The sequence below is a fragment of the Desertivirga brevis genome (genome assembly GCF_017355835.1).
Window position 1 is genome coordinate 117437 of record NZ_JAFEWF010000014.1, and the last position, 16515, is coordinate 133951.

The 16515-nt window shown below is 39.9% G+C and carries 19 protein-coding genes and 1 rRNA gene; 11 read left to right on the top strand and 9 right to left on the bottom strand.

From position 1 onward, the window contains the following. The first annotated feature begins 55 nt into the window (after positions 1-55). From J4N25_RS25245 to J4N25_RS25265, 5 genes are all read left to right on the top strand, one after another. Positions 56-1408, top strand: coding sequence for a UDP-glucose dehydrogenase family protein (locus tag J4N25_RS25245; protein ID WP_207424673.1), 1353 nt, complete (start codon positions 56-58; stop codon positions 1406-1408). Positions 1409-1420: 12 nt separating this feature from the next. Next, on the top strand, positions 1421-2410 hold the full coding sequence (locus J4N25_RS25250) for a UDP-glucuronic acid decarboxylase family protein (RefSeq protein ID WP_207424674.1): 990 nt from the start codon (positions 1421-1423) through the stop codon (positions 2408-2410). A 69-nt stretch (positions 2411-2479) separates the two neighbouring features. Beyond that, positions 2480-3508 carry a UDP-glucose 4-epimerase GalE gene (gene galE, locus J4N25_RS25255; RefSeq protein ID WP_207424675.1) on the top strand — a complete coding sequence of 343 codons (1029 nt, stop codon included), beginning with the start codon at positions 2480-2482 and terminating at the stop codon, positions 3506-3508. A gap of 134 nt (positions 3509-3642) precedes the next feature. Then, positions 3643-4695, top strand: a complete 1053-nt coding sequence (gene rfbB, locus J4N25_RS25260) for a dTDP-glucose 4,6-dehydratase (RefSeq protein ID WP_207424676.1) — start codon at positions 3643-3645, stop codon at positions 4693-4695. Further along, entirely contained in the window at positions 4695-5435 is a 741-nt protein-coding gene (locus tag J4N25_RS25265) for a tyrosine-protein phosphatase (protein ID WP_242696029.1), read from the top strand. The genes rfbB and J4N25_RS25265 overlap by 1 nt, the downstream gene beginning before the upstream one ends. On the opposite strand, the gene J4N25_RS25270 is transcribed toward J4N25_RS25265, so the two are convergent. Together J4N25_RS25270 and J4N25_RS25275 are read right to left on the bottom strand one after the other, a co-directional pair. Continuing rightward, the gene (locus J4N25_RS25270) at positions 5428-5883 is read right to left on the bottom strand and encodes a hypothetical protein (protein ID WP_207424677.1); all 456 of its coding nucleotides are present in this window, start codon (positions 5881-5883) and stop codon (positions 5428-5430) included. The genes J4N25_RS25265 and J4N25_RS25270 overlap by 8 nt on opposite strands. Positions 5884-5971: 88 nt before the next feature. Continuing rightward, complete coding sequence (locus tag J4N25_RS25275; protein WP_207424678.1) at positions 5972-6331, bottom strand: HesB/IscA family protein; 360 nt, start codon at positions 6329-6331, stop codon at positions 5972-5974. A 166-nt stretch (positions 6332-6497) separates the two neighbouring features. Between J4N25_RS25275 and J4N25_RS25280 the strand changes: the two genes are divergently transcribed. The 4 genes from J4N25_RS25280 to dnaA all read left to right on the top strand — a co-directional run bounded on the left by J4N25_RS25280 (position 6498) and on the right by dnaA (position 10257). Beyond that, positions 6498-7031 (top strand): DUF7935 family protein, encoded by a 534-nt coding sequence (locus J4N25_RS25280; RefSeq protein ID WP_207424679.1) that lies wholly within the window; start codon positions 6498-6500, stop codon positions 7029-7031. 194 nt (positions 7032-7225) lie between these two features. Beyond that, the gene (locus J4N25_RS25285) at positions 7226-7807 is read left to right on the top strand and encodes a 5'-nucleotidase C-terminal domain-containing protein (protein ID WP_207424680.1); all 582 of its coding nucleotides are present in this window, start codon (positions 7226-7228) and stop codon (positions 7805-7807) included. Then, complete coding sequence (locus J4N25_RS25290; RefSeq protein WP_207424681.1) at positions 7800-8732, top strand: bifunctional metallophosphatase/5'-nucleotidase; 933 nt, start codon at positions 7800-7802, stop codon at positions 8730-8732. Before J4N25_RS25285 ends, J4N25_RS25290 begins: the two co-directional genes overlap by 8 nt. A gap of 97 nt (positions 8733-8829) precedes the next feature. Further along, positions 8830-10257 carry a chromosomal replication initiator protein DnaA gene (gene dnaA, locus J4N25_RS25295; protein ID WP_207424682.1) on the top strand — a complete coding sequence of 476 codons (1428 nt, stop codon included), beginning with the start codon at positions 8830-8832 and terminating at the stop codon, positions 10255-10257. 88 nt (positions 10258-10345) lie between these two features. Here dnaA and J4N25_RS25300 read toward each other — a convergent pair whose 3' ends face one another. The 6 genes from J4N25_RS25300 to J4N25_RS25325 all read right to left on the bottom strand — a co-directional run bounded on the left by J4N25_RS25300 (position 10346) and on the right by J4N25_RS25325 (position 14074). After that, on the bottom strand, positions 10346-11152 hold the full coding sequence (locus J4N25_RS25300; RefSeq protein ID WP_207424683.1) for an MOSC domain-containing protein: 807 nt from the start codon (positions 11150-11152) through the stop codon (positions 10346-10348). 81 nt (positions 11153-11233) lie between these two features. Beyond that, on the bottom strand, positions 11234-11794 hold the full coding sequence (locus J4N25_RS25305; RefSeq protein ID WP_207424684.1) for an NUDIX hydrolase: 561 nt from the start codon (positions 11792-11794) through the stop codon (positions 11234-11236). After that, a complete protein-coding gene (locus J4N25_RS25310) occupies positions 11787-12197 on the bottom strand; it encodes a hypothetical protein (RefSeq protein WP_207424685.1) in 411 nt (136 codons plus the stop codon). The genes J4N25_RS25305 and J4N25_RS25310 overlap by 8 nt, the downstream gene beginning before the upstream one ends. A 50-nt stretch (positions 12198-12247) precedes the next feature. Beyond that, the gene (locus J4N25_RS25315; protein WP_207424686.1) at positions 12248-13036 is read right to left on the bottom strand and encodes a TPM domain-containing protein; all 789 of its coding nucleotides are present in this window, start codon (positions 13034-13036) and stop codon (positions 12248-12250) included. Between the two features lie 15 nt (positions 13037-13051). After that, the gene (locus J4N25_RS25320) at positions 13052-13477 is read right to left on the bottom strand and encodes a TPM domain-containing protein (protein ID WP_207424687.1); all 426 of its coding nucleotides are present in this window, start codon (positions 13475-13477) and stop codon (positions 13052-13054) included. 18 nt (positions 13478-13495) lie between these two features. Next, on the bottom strand, positions 13496-14074 hold the full coding sequence (locus J4N25_RS25325; RefSeq protein WP_207424688.1) for a LemA family protein: 579 nt from the start codon (positions 14072-14074) through the stop codon (positions 13496-13498). A 96-nt stretch (positions 14075-14170) separates the two neighbouring features. Here J4N25_RS25325 and J4N25_RS25330 point away from each other — a divergent pair, with 96 nt between their 5' ends. After that, positions 14171-15724 carry an NAD(P)/FAD-dependent oxidoreductase gene (locus tag J4N25_RS25330; protein WP_207424689.1) on the top strand — a complete coding sequence of 518 codons (1554 nt, stop codon included), beginning with the start codon at positions 14171-14173 and terminating at the stop codon, positions 15722-15724. Between the two features lie 5 nt (positions 15725-15729). Further along, positions 15730-16092: a CoA-binding protein gene (locus J4N25_RS25335; RefSeq protein ID WP_207424690.1), complete on the top strand. Its 363-nt coding sequence runs from the start codon at positions 15730-15732 to the stop codon at positions 16090-16092. A gap of 305 nt (positions 16093-16397) precedes the next feature. Here the strand turns inward: J4N25_RS25335 and rrf are convergent. Further along, positions 16398-16509 (bottom strand): 5S ribosomal RNA (gene rrf / locus J4N25_RS25340). Positions 16510-16515: the final 6 nt, after the last annotated feature.

Genomic DNA, 16515 nt, shown 5'->3' on the forward strand with positions numbered 1-16515 from the left:
AAATATTTTATCTTCGCCGAAAATACTGTTAAATCTCTTAAAAAAAACTCGACATATGAAAATTGCAGTAGTTGGAACAGGCTATGTAGGTCTAGTGACCGGAACGTGCCTGGCAGAAACCGGTAACACGGTTACCTGTGTTGACATCAATCAGGAAAAGGTTGAAAAAATGAAACAGGGTCAGATTCCTATTTACGAACCTGGTCTGGACATTTTATTTCACCGAAATATCGAACAAGGCAGGTTAAAGTTTACTACAGATCTTGCTGAAGCCATTCAAGAAGCTAAAATCATCTTTTTAGCATTACCAACTCCTCCGGGAGGTGATGGTTCTGCTGACTTAAGCTTCGTACTTGGTGCGGCAAAAGATATCGCTAAACTTATTACTACTTACAAAGTAGTGGTTACTAAATCAACTGTTCCTGTTGGTACAGCTGATAAAGTTAAAGCTGTATTCTCTGCAAATACTTCTGTTGAAGTTGATGTTGTTTCAAACCCTGAATTCTTACGCGAAGGTGTTGCTGTTGAAGACTTCATGAAACCAGACCGTGTGGTAGTTGGAACAAGCAGCGAAAAAGCTAAAAAACTAATGGAAGAGCTTTACGCTCCTTACGTTCGTTCAGGAAACCCAATCTATTTTATGGATGAGCGTTCTTCTGAGCTAACTAAATATGCCGCTAACTCTTTCCTTGCAACAAAGATCACTTTCATGAACGAGGTTGCAAATCTTTGCGAACTTGTTGGAGCTGATGTTGATCAGGTTCGTCGCGGAATTGGTTCTGATGCCCGTATCGGTAAAAGATTCTTATTCCCTGGCGTAGGTTACGGAGGTAGTTGTTTCCCTAAAGACGTTCAGGCTTTGGTTAAATCTGCAGAAGAAGCGCAATATGATTTCAGCATATTAAAATCTGTAATTACAGTTAATGAAACTCAAAAGACTGTAATCGTAGAGAAAATGCGTAAATACTACAAGGGAGACCTTGCCGGCAAAAAGTTTGCAATGTGGGGCCTTGCTTTCAAACCTGAAACAGACGATATCCGTGAAGCACCAGCTTTATACATCATTGATGAATTAGTAAAAGAAGGTGCAGAGATCGTTGCATACGATCCGGAAGCAATGGAGAACGTTAAAAAACTAAAAGGCGACGTTATCAGTTATGCACATGATCCATACGAAGCGCTTGAAGGTGCCGATGCATTAATCATCGTTACAGAATGGCCTTTGTTCCGTACTCCTGATTTCGACAAGATTGAAGCTTCATTGAAAGCTAAAGTTATTTTCGATGGTCGTAACTTATACGATATCCAGAAAATGATTGATTGTGGATACTACTACAACAGCATTGGCCGTAAAGTAGTAGAAGCGTTAGCCACAGACGATCTTGCACCAGTTTCAGAAGTAAAATAAGAAGGAAGCATAATGTCAAGAAAACGTATACTTATTACCGGCGCTGCCGGATTTCTGGGCTCGCACCTGTGCGACCGGTTTATAAAAGAAGATTTTCACGTTATTGCAATGGATAATCTTATTACCGGTGACTTAAGAAACATTGAACATCTTTTTCCTTTAGAAAACTTCGAGTTTCAACATCACGATGTTTCTAAGTTTGTTCACGTTCCTGGTCAGCTTGACTATATTTTACACTTCGCTTCACCTGCAAGTCCTATCGATTACTTAAAGATTCCAATTCAGACATTGAAAGTTGGATCATTGGGTATTCACAACTTGCTAGGTTTAGCTAAAGATAAAAAAGCAAGGATCCTTATTGCATCTACTTCAGAGGTTTATGGTGATCCAAACGTAAACCCACAACCTGAAGAGTATTGGGGAAATGTAAATCCTGTTGGTCCTCGCGGAGTTTATGACGAAGCGAAGCGTTTCCAGGAAGCTATTACTATGGCTTACCATACATTCCACGGTGTTGAAACTCGTATTGTACGTATCTTTAACACTTACGGACCAAGAATGCGTTTGAATGATGGAAGAGTGTTGCCAGCATTTATCGGCCAAGCCATCAGGGGTGAAGATTTAACAGTATTTGGCGATGGATCTCAAACCCGCGCATTTTGTTATGTGGACGATTTGATCGAAGGTATATACAGGTTATTATTCTCTGATTATGCCTATCCGGTAAACATTGGAAATCCTGATGAAATTACCATTCGGGAGTTTGGTGAAGAGATCATTAAATTAACCGGAACTTCTCAAAAATTGATCACAAAACCGCTTCCTACTGATGATCCAAAACAGAGACGTCCGGATATCACAAAAGCGAAACAGCTTCTGGGCTGGGAACCAAAGGTATCAAGGTCTGAAGGTTTAAAGATCACTTACGAGTACTTCAAATCTTTACCAACCGATTTGCTTGAAAAGGTTGAACATAAAGACTTTTCAACCTATAACAAATAAAGAATAAGCGGCTACCTTCTGGTAGCCGCTTTTATGCTTTATATACCATTGAATAAACTTAAACATAATATGAGTAAAATCTTAGTAACAGGAGGAACGGGTTATATAGGTTCGCATACTGTTGTTGAACTTCAAAATGCAGGTTATGAAGTTGTAATTGTAGATAATCTTGATAATTCAAGTATCGAAATCCTTGATCAGATCACTAAGATCACGGGAAAGAAACCTCAGTTCTACAACCTTGATCTCTGTGATGAAGCTAAGGTGGTAGAGCTTATCGAAAACAATCCGGATATTACTGGTGTAATTCACTTCGCAGCTCATAAAGCTGTTGGTGAATCGGTAGCAAAGCCGCTTAAATATTACAGGAACAACTTCTTCTCGCTAATTAACTTGTTAACCGCTTACACTGGTAAAGATGTTAATTTCGTATTCTCATCTTCGTGTACAGTTTACGGTCAGCCAGATAAATTACCAGTAACAGAAGAAGCCCCGGTTAAAAAAGCAGAATCTCCTTACGGTAACACCAAACAAATTGCAGAAGAAATTCTGGCAGAGGCTGCTTCTGTTAATCCTAACTACCATATCATTTCCTTAAGATATTTTAATCCGGTTGGCGCACATGATTCTGCTTTGATCGGAGAACTTCCAATTGGTGTTCCTCAAAACCTGGTTCCATTTATCACTCAAAGTGCTATTGGCAAAAGAGGTCCGATTACTGTTTTCGGAAGTGATTACAACACTCCTGATGGAAGTTGTATCCGCGACTATATTCATGTAGTTGACTTAGCGAAAGCCCATATCGCTGCATTAAAACGCCAGGAAGAAAATAAGATGTCTGGTAATTTTGAAATATTTAACGTCGGTACAGGTAAAGGAAGTTCAGTGCTCGAAGTTATTAAAGCCTTCGAAGAAAGCACCGGAGTAAAACTTGACTATAAGATTGGTCCTCGTCGCCCTGGGGATGTTGAGCAAGTATGGGGTGATGTAAGCAAAGCGGAAACTGAGCTAAACTGGAAAGCAGAACTAGGCCTGGAAGATATGATGAGATCTGCCTGGGCTTGGGAACAATATATTAAAGATCATCCTTTTAGCTAAAAAGGCTGTGGAGAGCAACTCCATTGCTCCTTCTTGCTTCAAAATTTTTTAGATTAATCAAATCAGGATTTGAGATTGAGAGATGTTTGTTATTTTTAACCTTCGCTTCTCAACTCAAATCTCATATTTCAAACATGAAGAAAATACTTATTACAGGCGGAGCCGGCTTTATTGGCTCACACGTTGTAAGACGCTTTGTTAACACTTATCCTGATTATCAAATAGTTAATCTTGATAAGTTAACATATGCAGGTAACCTGGCCAACTTAAAGGACGTAGAAAGCAAACCTAACTATCAATTTGTAAAAGGAGATATTGTAGATGCTGACTTTATTGATAATCTATTTGATAAGGAAAATTTTGACGCGGTAATTCATTTAGCTGCCGAATCTCATGTAGACCGTTCGATCGCAAGTCCTATTGATTTCGTAATGACAAACGTGGTAGGAACGGTAAATCTACTAAATGCCGCGCGTAAAAGCTGGAAAGGCGATTATACATCCAAGCGTTTTTATCACGTATCTACAGATGAGGTATATGGAACCCTTGGAGAAGATGGCATGTTTACCGAGGAAACAGCTTACGATCCACATAGCCCATACTCTGCATCAAAGGCTAGCTCAGACCATTTCGTTCGTGCCTATTATGATACTTATGGGATGGATGTGGTAATTTCTAATTGTTCTAACAACTACGGATCACACCACTTCCCGGAGAAATTAATTCCTTTAGCAATCAACAATATTAAACACTCCAAACCAGTACCAGTATACGGCAAGGGAGAGAATATCCGCGACTGGTTATGGGTTGAAGATCATGCAAGAGCAATTGATGTTATTTTCCATAAAGCTGCTTCTGGTACTACGTATAACATCGGTGGACACAATGAGTGGAAAAACATCGATCTAATTCGCTTGTTATGTAAGATTATGGACAAGAAACTTGGAAGAGAATCTGGAACTTCTGAGCAACTGATCACTTTTGTAACCGACAGGGCTGGCCATGATTTACGTTACGCCATTGACTCAACTAAACTTCAGAGAGAACTAGGATGGGTTCCTAGTCTTCAATTTGAAGAAGGGTTAGAGAAAACAGTGGACTGGTTCTTAGAGAATGAAGAGTGGCTCAATGACGTTACTTCCGGACATTATCAGGCTTATTACGAAGAACAATACGTTAATCGCTAATGCTGTTCAATTTATTTAAAAAGAAAGAGAAGAAACCTGAAATAGATTTTTCATCCATAAAAACAGATATCCATTCACACCTGATACCAGGTATTGATGACGGTGCTGCTACTATGGACGAATCCATCATCCTTATCCAGAGGATGATGGATTTTGGCTTTAAAAAGATTGTGACTACTCCTCATATAATGGCTGACTATTACCGTAATACGTCGGACATAATTTTGCGTGGACTAGATGCTGTGAGAGAGGAGCTACATCAAAGAAATATCGCTGTAGAGTTTGACGCTGCAGCAGAGTATTATCTGGACGAAACCTTTGAAAATAAACTGGAGAAAGGGGATATTCTGACTTTGGGTGGAAAATATGTTCTATTCGAACTATCCTTCGTTAACTATCCCAAAAACTTATTTGAAGTAATTGAAAAGATCCAGGATAAAGGTTATACCCCTATTTTGGCTCATCCGGAACGTTACCCATACTTAGGGGGGGAAATAGAGAACTATCAGCAGATCAAAGAAAGTGGCTGTTACCTGCAGTTGAATATCCTTTCTCTGGCCGGTTATTATGGGAAGCCTGCGCAGAAGATTGCCGAGAGCTTAGCGGAAAATTACCTGATTGACTTTATTGGAAGCGATCTGCATCGTTCTAAACACGCTGATGGGCTATATCAATCGCTTACCACGCCTTATGTTCACAAGCTTCTTACCGACTATCAGCTTCAGAACGAACTTATTTAGGAGGCAAAAGACCTTTGTCTCTTAATATTTCCCTCACCTGCTTCCTAATAGCAAGTAGCCTCCCTGTTAAAACACCTGCAGCTACGCTTGCAGAAAAAGCAGGTAAGGCTGCCCCGTGAATCCAATGTCCGAAAATCCAACGTCGTGAAAGCGAAAATCCAATTGAGAGAATAAGTACAATTATTCCAGCCCTATCCAGCTTGGCAATTACCTTACCGGTTTCATTGTGCCAATGAACATTGGAATAGCGCCCTGTGAATGATCCAATGCCGAATCCTAGGAAGAGTCCCAGCAAAACTAAAAGAGGGTTTATAACGGGTATGAAAATATCATAACTGATAACGCCAGCCAAAACAATAAGCACTATTGCAAATCTTCGCAACCGAAATACAAGTTTCCTTTGAACGTACTTCTTTCTTATCTCTCTGGTTTTTCGTCTGACTATCAACTTACACAATTAAGATATTGATAGATTTAAATAAAAAAACCCGGAACTTGTTTCAAATTCCGGGTCTGTGCTATTAATACCTTCCAAGCTATACTGAGAAAGAAGTCCCGCAACCGCAGGTTTTTGAAGCATTTGGATTATTAAAAGTAAATCCTCTTGAATTAAGTCCGTCCTGAAAATCAATTTCCATACCTGCCAGGTACAAACCATGAGCTTTGTGCATATAGATCTTTATACCATCTACATCAAAGATCTGATCACCATCTTTGATTTGATCAAAGCCAAGAATATAATTCATTCCGGCACAACCTCCACCTTCTACACCTACCCGCAGTCCAAACTCATCTCCAAGTTCTTGCTGATCTTTCAATTTACGCAATTCTTTTTTCGCTCCTTCAGTAAAAGAAACAGGTATAAGTGAAGTTGCAGTCTCCATACTATTTCCCATTGAATGTTTTGTCTGTTACTTTATTGAAACAATCTTGTCAGTCCGAGTTTTATTCTTTAGCCGAATAATCGACATGGATGTTTCTTTGTTTAGTACAAATATACGGTAAATTGCAGACTTTTACAGGGGTCGGTTGTATATGACCTTTAGTTAACAAATTCTCATTATGATCTCATTAGTACCATTTTTGCTAGATATCTTAAAGTTTATTATAGCCGGGTCGGCTATATTTTTCATCGCGTATAATGTTCTTAAAAGTGAATTTGAGATTAATAGACAAATGAAGATCCTCGACTTGAGAAAGTCAGCTCAGGGAACAACTTTACCTTTAAGATTACAGGCTCATGAACGTATAGTTCTATTTATTGAACGAATTAATCCTTCCAGTTTATTGGTTCGCACACATACACCTGGTTTAACTGTTGTTCAAATGCAGCAAATGCTAACTACCGAAATTCAGAATGAGTTTCAGCACAATGTTACTCAACAGGTCTACTTGAGCGTACAAGCTTGGGTGATGGTTCGACGATTGAAAGACGACACTATTAATCTGATCAATCAAAGTGCGAAAACCTTAGACCCTGAAGCTCCTTCTCTCGAACTAAGCAAATTAGTACTAACACATATGGCATCGATTGAGGATAATCCTTACGATGCTGCTTTAGCCCTCATAAAAGCAGATATTCAGGAAATTTTTTAATTGAAGAGATGTACCGTTCCAGTAAAACTCATCTTTTCTGCTTAAGCCTGTTCCTGGCTGCTTTCGTAAGCTGCACGAAAAAGCTGCACGTTAAGATGACGGACAACAAGAATTATTCAATAATATCTTCTCTTCCTCAAGATTCTTCCATACTGGCATTTTACAAGCCCTACAAAAAGCAAATCGACTCTCAGATGAATGTTGTGATCGGAATTGCGGAAAATGACATAACAGCGGCAAGACCCGAAGGGGCTTTAAATAATCTGATGGTTGATGCAATGGCGTTCGTAGCAAAGCAAAGGAACATACCATTTGACATGGTTCATAATAATTATAAAAGCCTTCGTGTTCCAATTCCGAAAGGGGAAATCAAAAGATTCAAGGTTTTTGAACTAATGCCATTTGAAAATCTTCTAGTAACTGTGAAAATGAATGGGCAACAGATGAAAGATCTCTTTGACCATATAGCTGCACAAGGTGGAGATCCGATATTGGGAGCATCATTTGTAATTGTTAATGGCAAAGCAGAAAATATATTATTAAATGACAAACCTTTAAATCCAGCTTCAGTATATACCATTCTTACTGGTGATTACGTAGCTAATGGAGGCGATGGAGCCTCCGTGTACCTGCAGGCCAAAGACCGGAAAGAATATCCTGTGAAAGTTAGAGACGCTCTTTTAGATTACATCAGTGTAGAAACAAAATCTGGGAGAAGAATAAATCCAAAAGTTGAAGGAAGAATTAAAGGCGGAAAACAGCAAGGCGATGAATAGAAGATCCTTCATTAAAAATACCCTTACAGGTTCTGCTATGCTTACGCTTGGGCTTCATTCTGAAAGTCTCTTTGCGAAAGATGATTTTGTAAAGATTACCATTCTTCATACAAACGATGTTCACAGTCGCATTGATCCTTTTCCTATGGATGATAAAAATTATCCAGGCCGTGGAGGAATTGCCCCAAGAGCGACTTTGATAAAAAAAATTAGAGGTGAAGAAAAGAACGTGATGTTGTTTGATGCAGGAGATGTGTTTCAGGGAACACCTTATTTCAATTTCTTTGGCGGAGAGCTCGAATTAAAGCTGATGAGCCTTTTGGGTTATGATGCCGGGACTATGGGTAATCATGATTTTGATAATGGGCTTGAAGGGTTTGAGAAACAGATCAAACATGCGAAGTTTCCTATTATTACATCTAATTATGATTTCTCTGACACTATATTGGCAGGTAAAACACAGGAGTTTGCTGTTTATGTAAAAGACGGGATTAAAATAGGCGTATTCGGATTAGGAATAGACTTAGAGGGCCTGGTAAATAAACAACAATATGGTAATACCAGGTATCTGGATCCAATAAAAAAAGCTCAGTACTGGGAGACTTACCTCAAGGAGGAGGAGAAATGCAATCTTGTAATTTGCCTGTCTCACTTAGGTTACAAATATCAGAACGACAAGGTTTCTGATATTGTAATTGCGAAAAATACACGGTATCTTGACCTTATCATTGGAGGGCATACGCATACGTTTCTTGATATGCCTGATGCAGTCAAAAATCTAAGTTCAAAAAGTGTGATAATCAATCAAGTTGGCTTTGCCGGCTTGAATCTGGGGCGGCTGGATTTCGTGTTAGAAAGGAATACAGGAGCTAAAAAGGGGTATACTTCTGCTGTTGAACCAGTTACTACTTATTTGAAAAATTAGTTTAAATAGCAGATTTTTTTTCGAATATTCGGGGTTCAGAATTGTGCCTTCCGGGTATTTTTTGGTTAGTTGTAAATCAGATTATTATAAATAAAACATGGAAAAAACTTGTACAGGTGTATGGGAAAATTGCCTTCAAATCATAAAAGACAATATTCCACCGCAAAGCTACAAGACTTGGTTCGAACCAATCAAGGCTTTGCGTTTGGAAGGAAATGTCTTGACCATACAGGTGCCAAGTTTGTTCTTTTATGAGTGGCTGGAAGAGCACTATGTAGGGCTCTTACGCAAAACTGTTAAGAAGCAGTTAGGTGACGAAGGCCGACTTGAGTACAATATCGTTGTTGAGAAATCATCAACAAATAAACCTTACACAACAAATATGCCTTCAAACGGCAATGGGTCAGAAGCAAAGAATCAATCAATGCCGGTACCTGTTGCACTAAACAAGGACATCAAAAATCCTTTCGTAATTCCGGGATTAAAGAAGCTGCAGGTTGACCCTCAGTTGAATCCCAATTACTCGTTTGAAAATTTTGTAGAAGGAGATTGTAACAGGTTGGCTCGCTCTGCAGGTTATGCAGTTGCTGGAAAGCCAGGAGGAACTTCATTTAATCCGTTAATGCTTTACGGAGGGGTTGGTTTAGGGAAAACTCACCTTGCACAGGCTATCGGAAATGAAATCAAAAGAAGTAATCCTGATAAACTGGTTATTTATGTTTCCTGCGAGAAGTTCTGCCAGCAATTTGTTGACTCTTTAAAGAACAACACTATCAACGACTTTGTGAACTTCTATCAAGCCATGGATGTAATTATCATGGACGATGTTCACAACTTTGCGGGTAAAGAAAAAACTCAGGACATTTTCTTCCATATCTTCAATCACCTTCATCAATCTGGCAAGCAGGTAGTATTAACTTCCGATAAAGCGCCAAAAGATTTAGCTGGTTTAGAGGAAAGGTTGTTGAGCCGTTTCAAATGGGGACTTTCTGCCGACTTACAGATCCCTGATCTGGAAACCAGAATGGCCATCCTTAAAAAGAAAATGTACACTGATGGTATTGAATTACCTGGCGAAGTAATTGAATATGTGGCTCACAACATTGATAACAATGTTCGTGAACTGGAAGGCGCAATGGTTTCATTGCTTGCTCAATCTACCTTGAATAAGAAAGAAATAGATTTGGCGTTAGCTAAATCTATGCTGAAGAACTTTATTAAAAATACTTCGAAAGAGATTTCGATGGACTACATTCAAAAGCTAGTTTGCGAATACTTTGAAGTACCTGTTGAGATGGTGAAATCTAAAACGCGTAAACGTGAAATCGTTCAGGTTCGTCAGATTTCTATGTATTTAGCAAAAGCTCATACTAAAACTTCTTTAAAGTCTATCGGCCAATTCTTTGGGGGAAGAGACCATTCAACCGTGATCTATGCCTGCCAGACCGTTGAAGATCTAATTGATACCGACAAGAAGTTTAAGGGATACGTTCACGATATTCAGAAAAAACTAAAGATGAGCTAAGGCTCTATGTAATTTTTCACATAAAAAAACCAGCTACGAACAATAGCTGGTTTTTTTATTTCTAAATTCATTCAGGCTCGTCATATCATTACTGATTAACCTTTCTGCTTATAACTTTAACCGTATCGCCAACTTGAACCGTGCCCTCATTTAAAGCTATAAGGTTCTGACCGAACATCACCTTACTATTAACGGTTCTGTATTTTGCTAAAGTGGCTAGAGGCTCTTTCCCCTTGATTGCCGTTTCTTGATCAACTGTAGTAAGCACACAGCGGGCGCAGGGCTTTGCAACTAAAAAATTTACCTTGCCGATTTGAATTTCAGTCCAGGAGTCTTCTTCGTAAGGATCGGTGCCTTGCACCACGAGATTAGGCCGGAATCGGTTCATTGGAACAGGAGTCTCCAACCTTGCATTTAAATCATCTAATGAAGCCTGACTAATTAATAAAAACGGAAATGCATCCGCGAAACTAACCTGCTCGTCGTTTCTTGCATACTTCTGATCAACCGGACGTTTAAATATCTCTGGCTGGTAAACTAATTTAACTGGCTTCCTTAGATAATCGCTAAACCACTCATTGAGCTCCTCGCTCAACTCGACCGCTTGGATCACGTCATCCCATACCGTTACTGTAATTTCTTGTGCGGTGTTAGAAAAAGGAACTTCCAAGGATTCGTGAGTAAGCTTATTTCTTACCTGAATGCTGTGATTTGAAATTGAGGTTTGCAGAAGTGCGAGTTTGTGTTCCACCCGCTGGGTAACGAATTTTCCTGCTTCATCAACTAGCATAAACCGCCGGTCCAGCTCAAACCCCTTTTGAAGAACCTTACCTTCTGTTATACGAATTCCCCCGAGGGATTTTATTGGATAGATATATAAATCCTGAATATTCATTAAAGACGTTATGGTAACAAAACTAATGTCCTTTAATGAATATTCAAGGTTAAGATTTTATTCTTTAGATAAATAAGGCATTTAACTAAGCTTCAACTCTCCTAGCTTGTTTAGAGCATAAAATATGGAACTTGTATGTAAGGCCTGGCCGAACTTATTCTCTAGGAGTAATTGCTTCAATTCGTCGAGACTTACTGTAAAAACTTCAATTTCCTCTGCTCCGTCCAGGCTTTGTTCTGCAACTTTCTTACCTCCTTTTGCCAAGAAACACCAGGTTTTATTAAATGAGGTAGAAGGATTAGCATAAATGGTGGAGACCAGCTCTACTGATTCGAACTCATAACCAGTCTCTTCCAGAAGCTCTCTTTTAACTGCTTCTTTCGGATCTTCACCTTCGTCGATACAGCCGCCCGGAAGCTCCAGTATTACTTCGCCAGCTGCGTGTCTGTACTGTCTAATCAGGATTACCTGGTTATCCTCGGTTAATGCTAGAGCATTAGCCCAATCCGGGTATTCAAGAACATAATAATCAGGGATTATAGTACCATTAGGCATCTTGCATTCGTCGACGCGCAAGGTGGCCCATTTTTCCTTTACAAGATATTTAGAAGATAATTTTTCCCAGTGCAGGTGCTTACTCATATTGAAGGTTACTTAAAAACTTGTCCAGTTGTTCTCTGCGATGTAAGTTCTCGAACGACTGTTGATGATACTCGATCTCAAGAGTATTCAAAACGAGGGCTACTTTGTGCGTTACATTAAGTATCTCAGGAGTTTCAGTGAATGGATAAATGCTTTCGAAAAGTATCGATCCTAGCAAATTTAACTTTTCTGCCGAATAGTTCTGCTGCTTAAGCCATTCTTTGAAATTTTCCAGGTCATCTTGCTCTAGCTCTTCACGTTTCAAACCAAATTCTTGAAGCAGGGTTTCATTTGCTAAATCCATTGCCTGGTCTACATCCCCGTCATTTTTTAATCCAATAATTCGAGCCAGCACCTGCGAAAGTTTCTGGAGCTCTGACTCTATAAAATCTTTTTTATACATGCTTTTCTAAGTAAAATATAGGTATTAACAATCGATTTGCAATAAAGGTGCTACCAATCTCCACTTGAGCCTCCGCCGCCGAAGCTTCCGCCACCGAAGCCGCCAAAGCCACCTCCGCCGCCGCTTCCGCCACCTCCTGAAAATCCACCCCAGCCACCGCCGCTGCTTCTTCCCATTTGTGAGCCCATTAATAGCCACCAGAATGGACTGGCACCACCCCGGCCTCCGATCACCTGGCCTCCGCCACCACCTCCGCCTCTTCGGGAAATAAGGATTGCGATTATTATTATCACAAGTATTCCAAATGGAAAACCGCTCGATCCACTACTCCGCCGTTTTTTTGGCTGCTCGTTCTTATACTCGCCCTTAGTTGCCGCAATAACAGCATCTGTTGCTCTATCTAAACCCGCGTAATAGTTTCCAGCTCTAAAATTAGGCTTTATCTCATTTTCTATGATCCGTTTAGTTATGGCGTCAGGAAGTGCTCCTTCTACTCCATAACCAGTCTGGATAGATACTTTTCTATCACCAATTGCGGCAAGAATAACCACCCCATTGTTATTCTTTGATCCTACCCCCCACTTTTCACCTAACTCGGCCGTATATTGATTAATATCATATGCCCCAACAGAGCGCATCAATATTACAGCAACCTGTGTTGAAGTTGAATCATCAAAGGCCACCAGCTTCCGTTCCAGACTCTCAACCTGATCGGGGGTAAGAGTTCCGGTATAATCATTTACTAACCTATTCGGTTTCTCCGGAAAGTCCTGTGCTATTAGTGAAGAAGCAAAAACCAGAACGAAGGCTGTAAGAATGGCTATTTTTTTAAAAATCATTGTTGAAAGATCAAATCACATATAAGAAATATCATTAGGAAGCTCATTCTTGTCTCCACTTTGCGTAGGGAAATAGTGTTTCAGTTCTTCTCCGGCCATTTTAATCCCCACCAGAATTCCTTCAACCAAGTTTCCCGCTTTGAAGTGATTTCTCATTGCCTCCTTGGTTGTATCCCAAAAATCTTCAGGAACCACCTTATTAATTCCAGCATCTCCGATAATAGCGAATTTATGATCCTCCACAGCCATATATATCAGCACACCATTTCTAAGAGCGGTTTTATCCATCCCTAGTTTCGCGAAGTAATTAGCTGCCCGATCAAGAGTGGGTTCAGGACAATGCTTTTCTACGCAAAGTCTTATTTCCCCCGAAGTTAGAGCCTCTGCGGTCTCAATTGCTTCCCTGATTCGTTCCTCCTCACTATCTTTAAATAGAGCCATAATTATTGTATAATTCGTTTAGAACTGAACAGTAGGAGCTTTTTGAGCACCAGCTTCTGCCTGGAAGTATCCTTTCTTTTCGAAGCCAAACATACCAGCGAAAATGTTATTTGGGAATGTTCTGATCTTCGAATTGTATTGCTGCGTAACTTCATTAAACTTTTGCCTTTCTACAGTTATCCTATTTTCTGACCCTTCCAACTGCGCCTGTAGCTCCAAGAAATTTTGATTGGTCTTCAAATCAGGATAGTTCTCTGTAACTACTAGTAATCGGCCTAAAGCAGAGCTCACCTCACCTTGTGCCTGTTGGAATTTTTGAATGTTTTCAGGTGTAAGCTTGTCAGGGTCTACTTGAATAGATGTTGCCTTAGCTCTTGCTTCAATAACCCTGGTTAGCGTTTCCTGTTCCTGCTTTGCCGCACCTTTTACAGAGTTGACTAAGTTGGGAATCAAATCGTTTCTTCGTTGATAAACGTTTTGAACTTGCCCCCATTGTGCCTGAACCTGTTCATCCAACTGAACCATTGTATTATAGCCACAAGAAGAAAGAGAGAGCATTCCGAAAAGAGCAATTATTCTAAAAAGCGTTTTTTTCATTTTCAATGTTGTTATGGTTAAAAGTTTTTCAATTTAATACTTAGATATCAATTTCCGTACCTTTGTTACTATCCAGGATAAAAACCAGGCGAATACATGATTAAGGAACTCGAACTGGTACTTCTACCTGAAGAAGTATCGAATGAATATATCTTAACTAAGAAAGCTTCAGAAAGTTTAAAAACCAGCTTAAACCGCATTAAATCAGTAAAAGCATTAAAAAGATCTATAGATGCCCGCGGAAGGAAGGTTGTTTATAGAGTTAAGGTTAGTGTGTTTATTGACGAAGAACCTGTACCTGAAGTTTTTTCAGTTAACTATCCCAACGTAGCAGACAAAACGCCAGTAATTATCGTTGGAGCAGGACCTGCGGGTTTATTCGCTGCCATAAAGTGTATAGAGCTGGGACTAAAACCTATTATTCTCGAAAGAGGAAAAGATGTAAAACAAAGAAGAAGGGATCTTGCAGCCATTAATAAGCAAGGCGTAATAAATCCAGAGTCAAACTACTGTTTTGGAGAAGGAGGGGCAGGAACATACTCAGACGGAAAGCTGTATACGAGATCTAATAAAAGAGGTGATATAAATTACGTACTGCAAACTTTAGTGGCTCATGGAGCTACAGAAGATATAATGGTTGATGCAAGACCACACATAGGTACGAACAAGCTCCCTCAAATCATAACAGCGATTAGAGAGAGTATACTAAATGCAGGAGGTGAAGTTCTTTTTGATCAAAAAGTAACAGAGCTGATCAAGGATGTGTCGGCAATAAAAGGAGTTAAAACAGCAGATGGTGGAACCTTTCTAGCGGAAGCTGTGATCCTGGCTACCGGTCACTCGGCAAGGGATATCTTTTACATGTTGAATAGGCAAGGTATCCTGATGGAAGCAAAACCTTTTGCTCTTGGGGTGAGGATTGAACATCCTCAAACGATAATAGATCAGGTACAGTACCACTGCGACTTGAGAGGGCCTTACCTCCCGCCATCTTATTATAGTCTTGTTGAACAAATAGATGATAGAGGAGTGTTCTCCTTCTGTATGTGTCCTGGAGGTATCATAGCACCTTGCTCTACTGATTATAATGAGATCGTTGTTAACGGGTGGTCCCCATCCAAAAGAAACAACCCTTATGCAAATTCAGGTACAGTTGTCCAGATTAATCTCGAAGATGTTAAAGGTTCTGAAGATGATCCATTCAGGCTTCTAGACTTCCAAGCGGAAACAGAGAGGAAAGCATTTATTGCCGGTGGAGGGAACCTTGTTGCCCCGGCCCAACGTATGGTGGATTTTGTGGATGGAAGAGTTTCTGCTGATTTGCCTGGCAATTCTTACCTTCCTGGAACACAAAGTACTGATTTGAAAGACGTATTGCCATCTATTGTTTATTCCAGACTAAAAAAAGCGCTGCCTGCATTTGGAAAGAAAATGAAAGGTTATTACACAAACGAAGCTGTACTAGTAGGAGTTGAATCGCGAACATCTTCTCCTGTTAGAATTCCCCGGGATAAAGAGAACATGCAACATCCGCAGGTTAAGGGACTATTCCCTTGTGGTGAGGGTGCGGGGTATGCTGGAGGAATTGTATCGGCAGCTATAGATGGCATGAATTGTGCAGAAGCAGCTTTGAAACTGATAAAAGGATAAATAAAATGGCAAAGAAAACTTTGGTGCTGGGTGCCACTCCAGATCCTGGAAGATATGCATTTCTGGCTTCTAATAAGCTTGTAAATTATGGGCATCCGATAGTTAATGTTGGTCTGAAAAAAGGAGAAGTTGCAGGCGTACCAATTGAAAAACCGGAAACTGTGCATAACGATATAGATACTGTAACCCTTTATGTAGGTACAGCGAATCAGAAGCCACTTTATGATTATATATTAAACACGCAGCCAAAACGAATAATCTTTAATCCCGGTACAGAGAATCCAGAATTGGAAAAAATGGCAAGGGAAAAAGGAATTGAGACAGAGAGGTCTTGTACGCTGGTAATGCTATCGATAGGAAATTACTAGAGAATTAGAATTCCAAAATATTTGACCAGTACGACGTCAAGTCTGCTGGTCTTTTTTTTGCTACGTGTAGGAATAAAGACCTAGGTCAAGGCTGGAACCGTTAGTGTCGTTTTGATGAGTGCGAGGTATTTTTGATGTTGCTCGTTTCCCATTATTGTAAATAATACTTAGGCGAATACTGCTGCTAGGCAGAAAATCAATCATCATAAGGTGCGATATGACTGGTATGAAGGATAGGAAAAATGCATTCCAATAACCCAAAAACAAAAAAGCCCTATCAGTTTCCTGAAGGGCTTTTGAATAAAAGTTGGCACCGACCTACTCTCCCACATTTTACTGCAGTACCATTGGCTCTGGCGGGCTTAACTTCTCTGTTCGGAATGGGAAGAGGTGGACACCGCCGATATAGGCACCTGAAGAAGG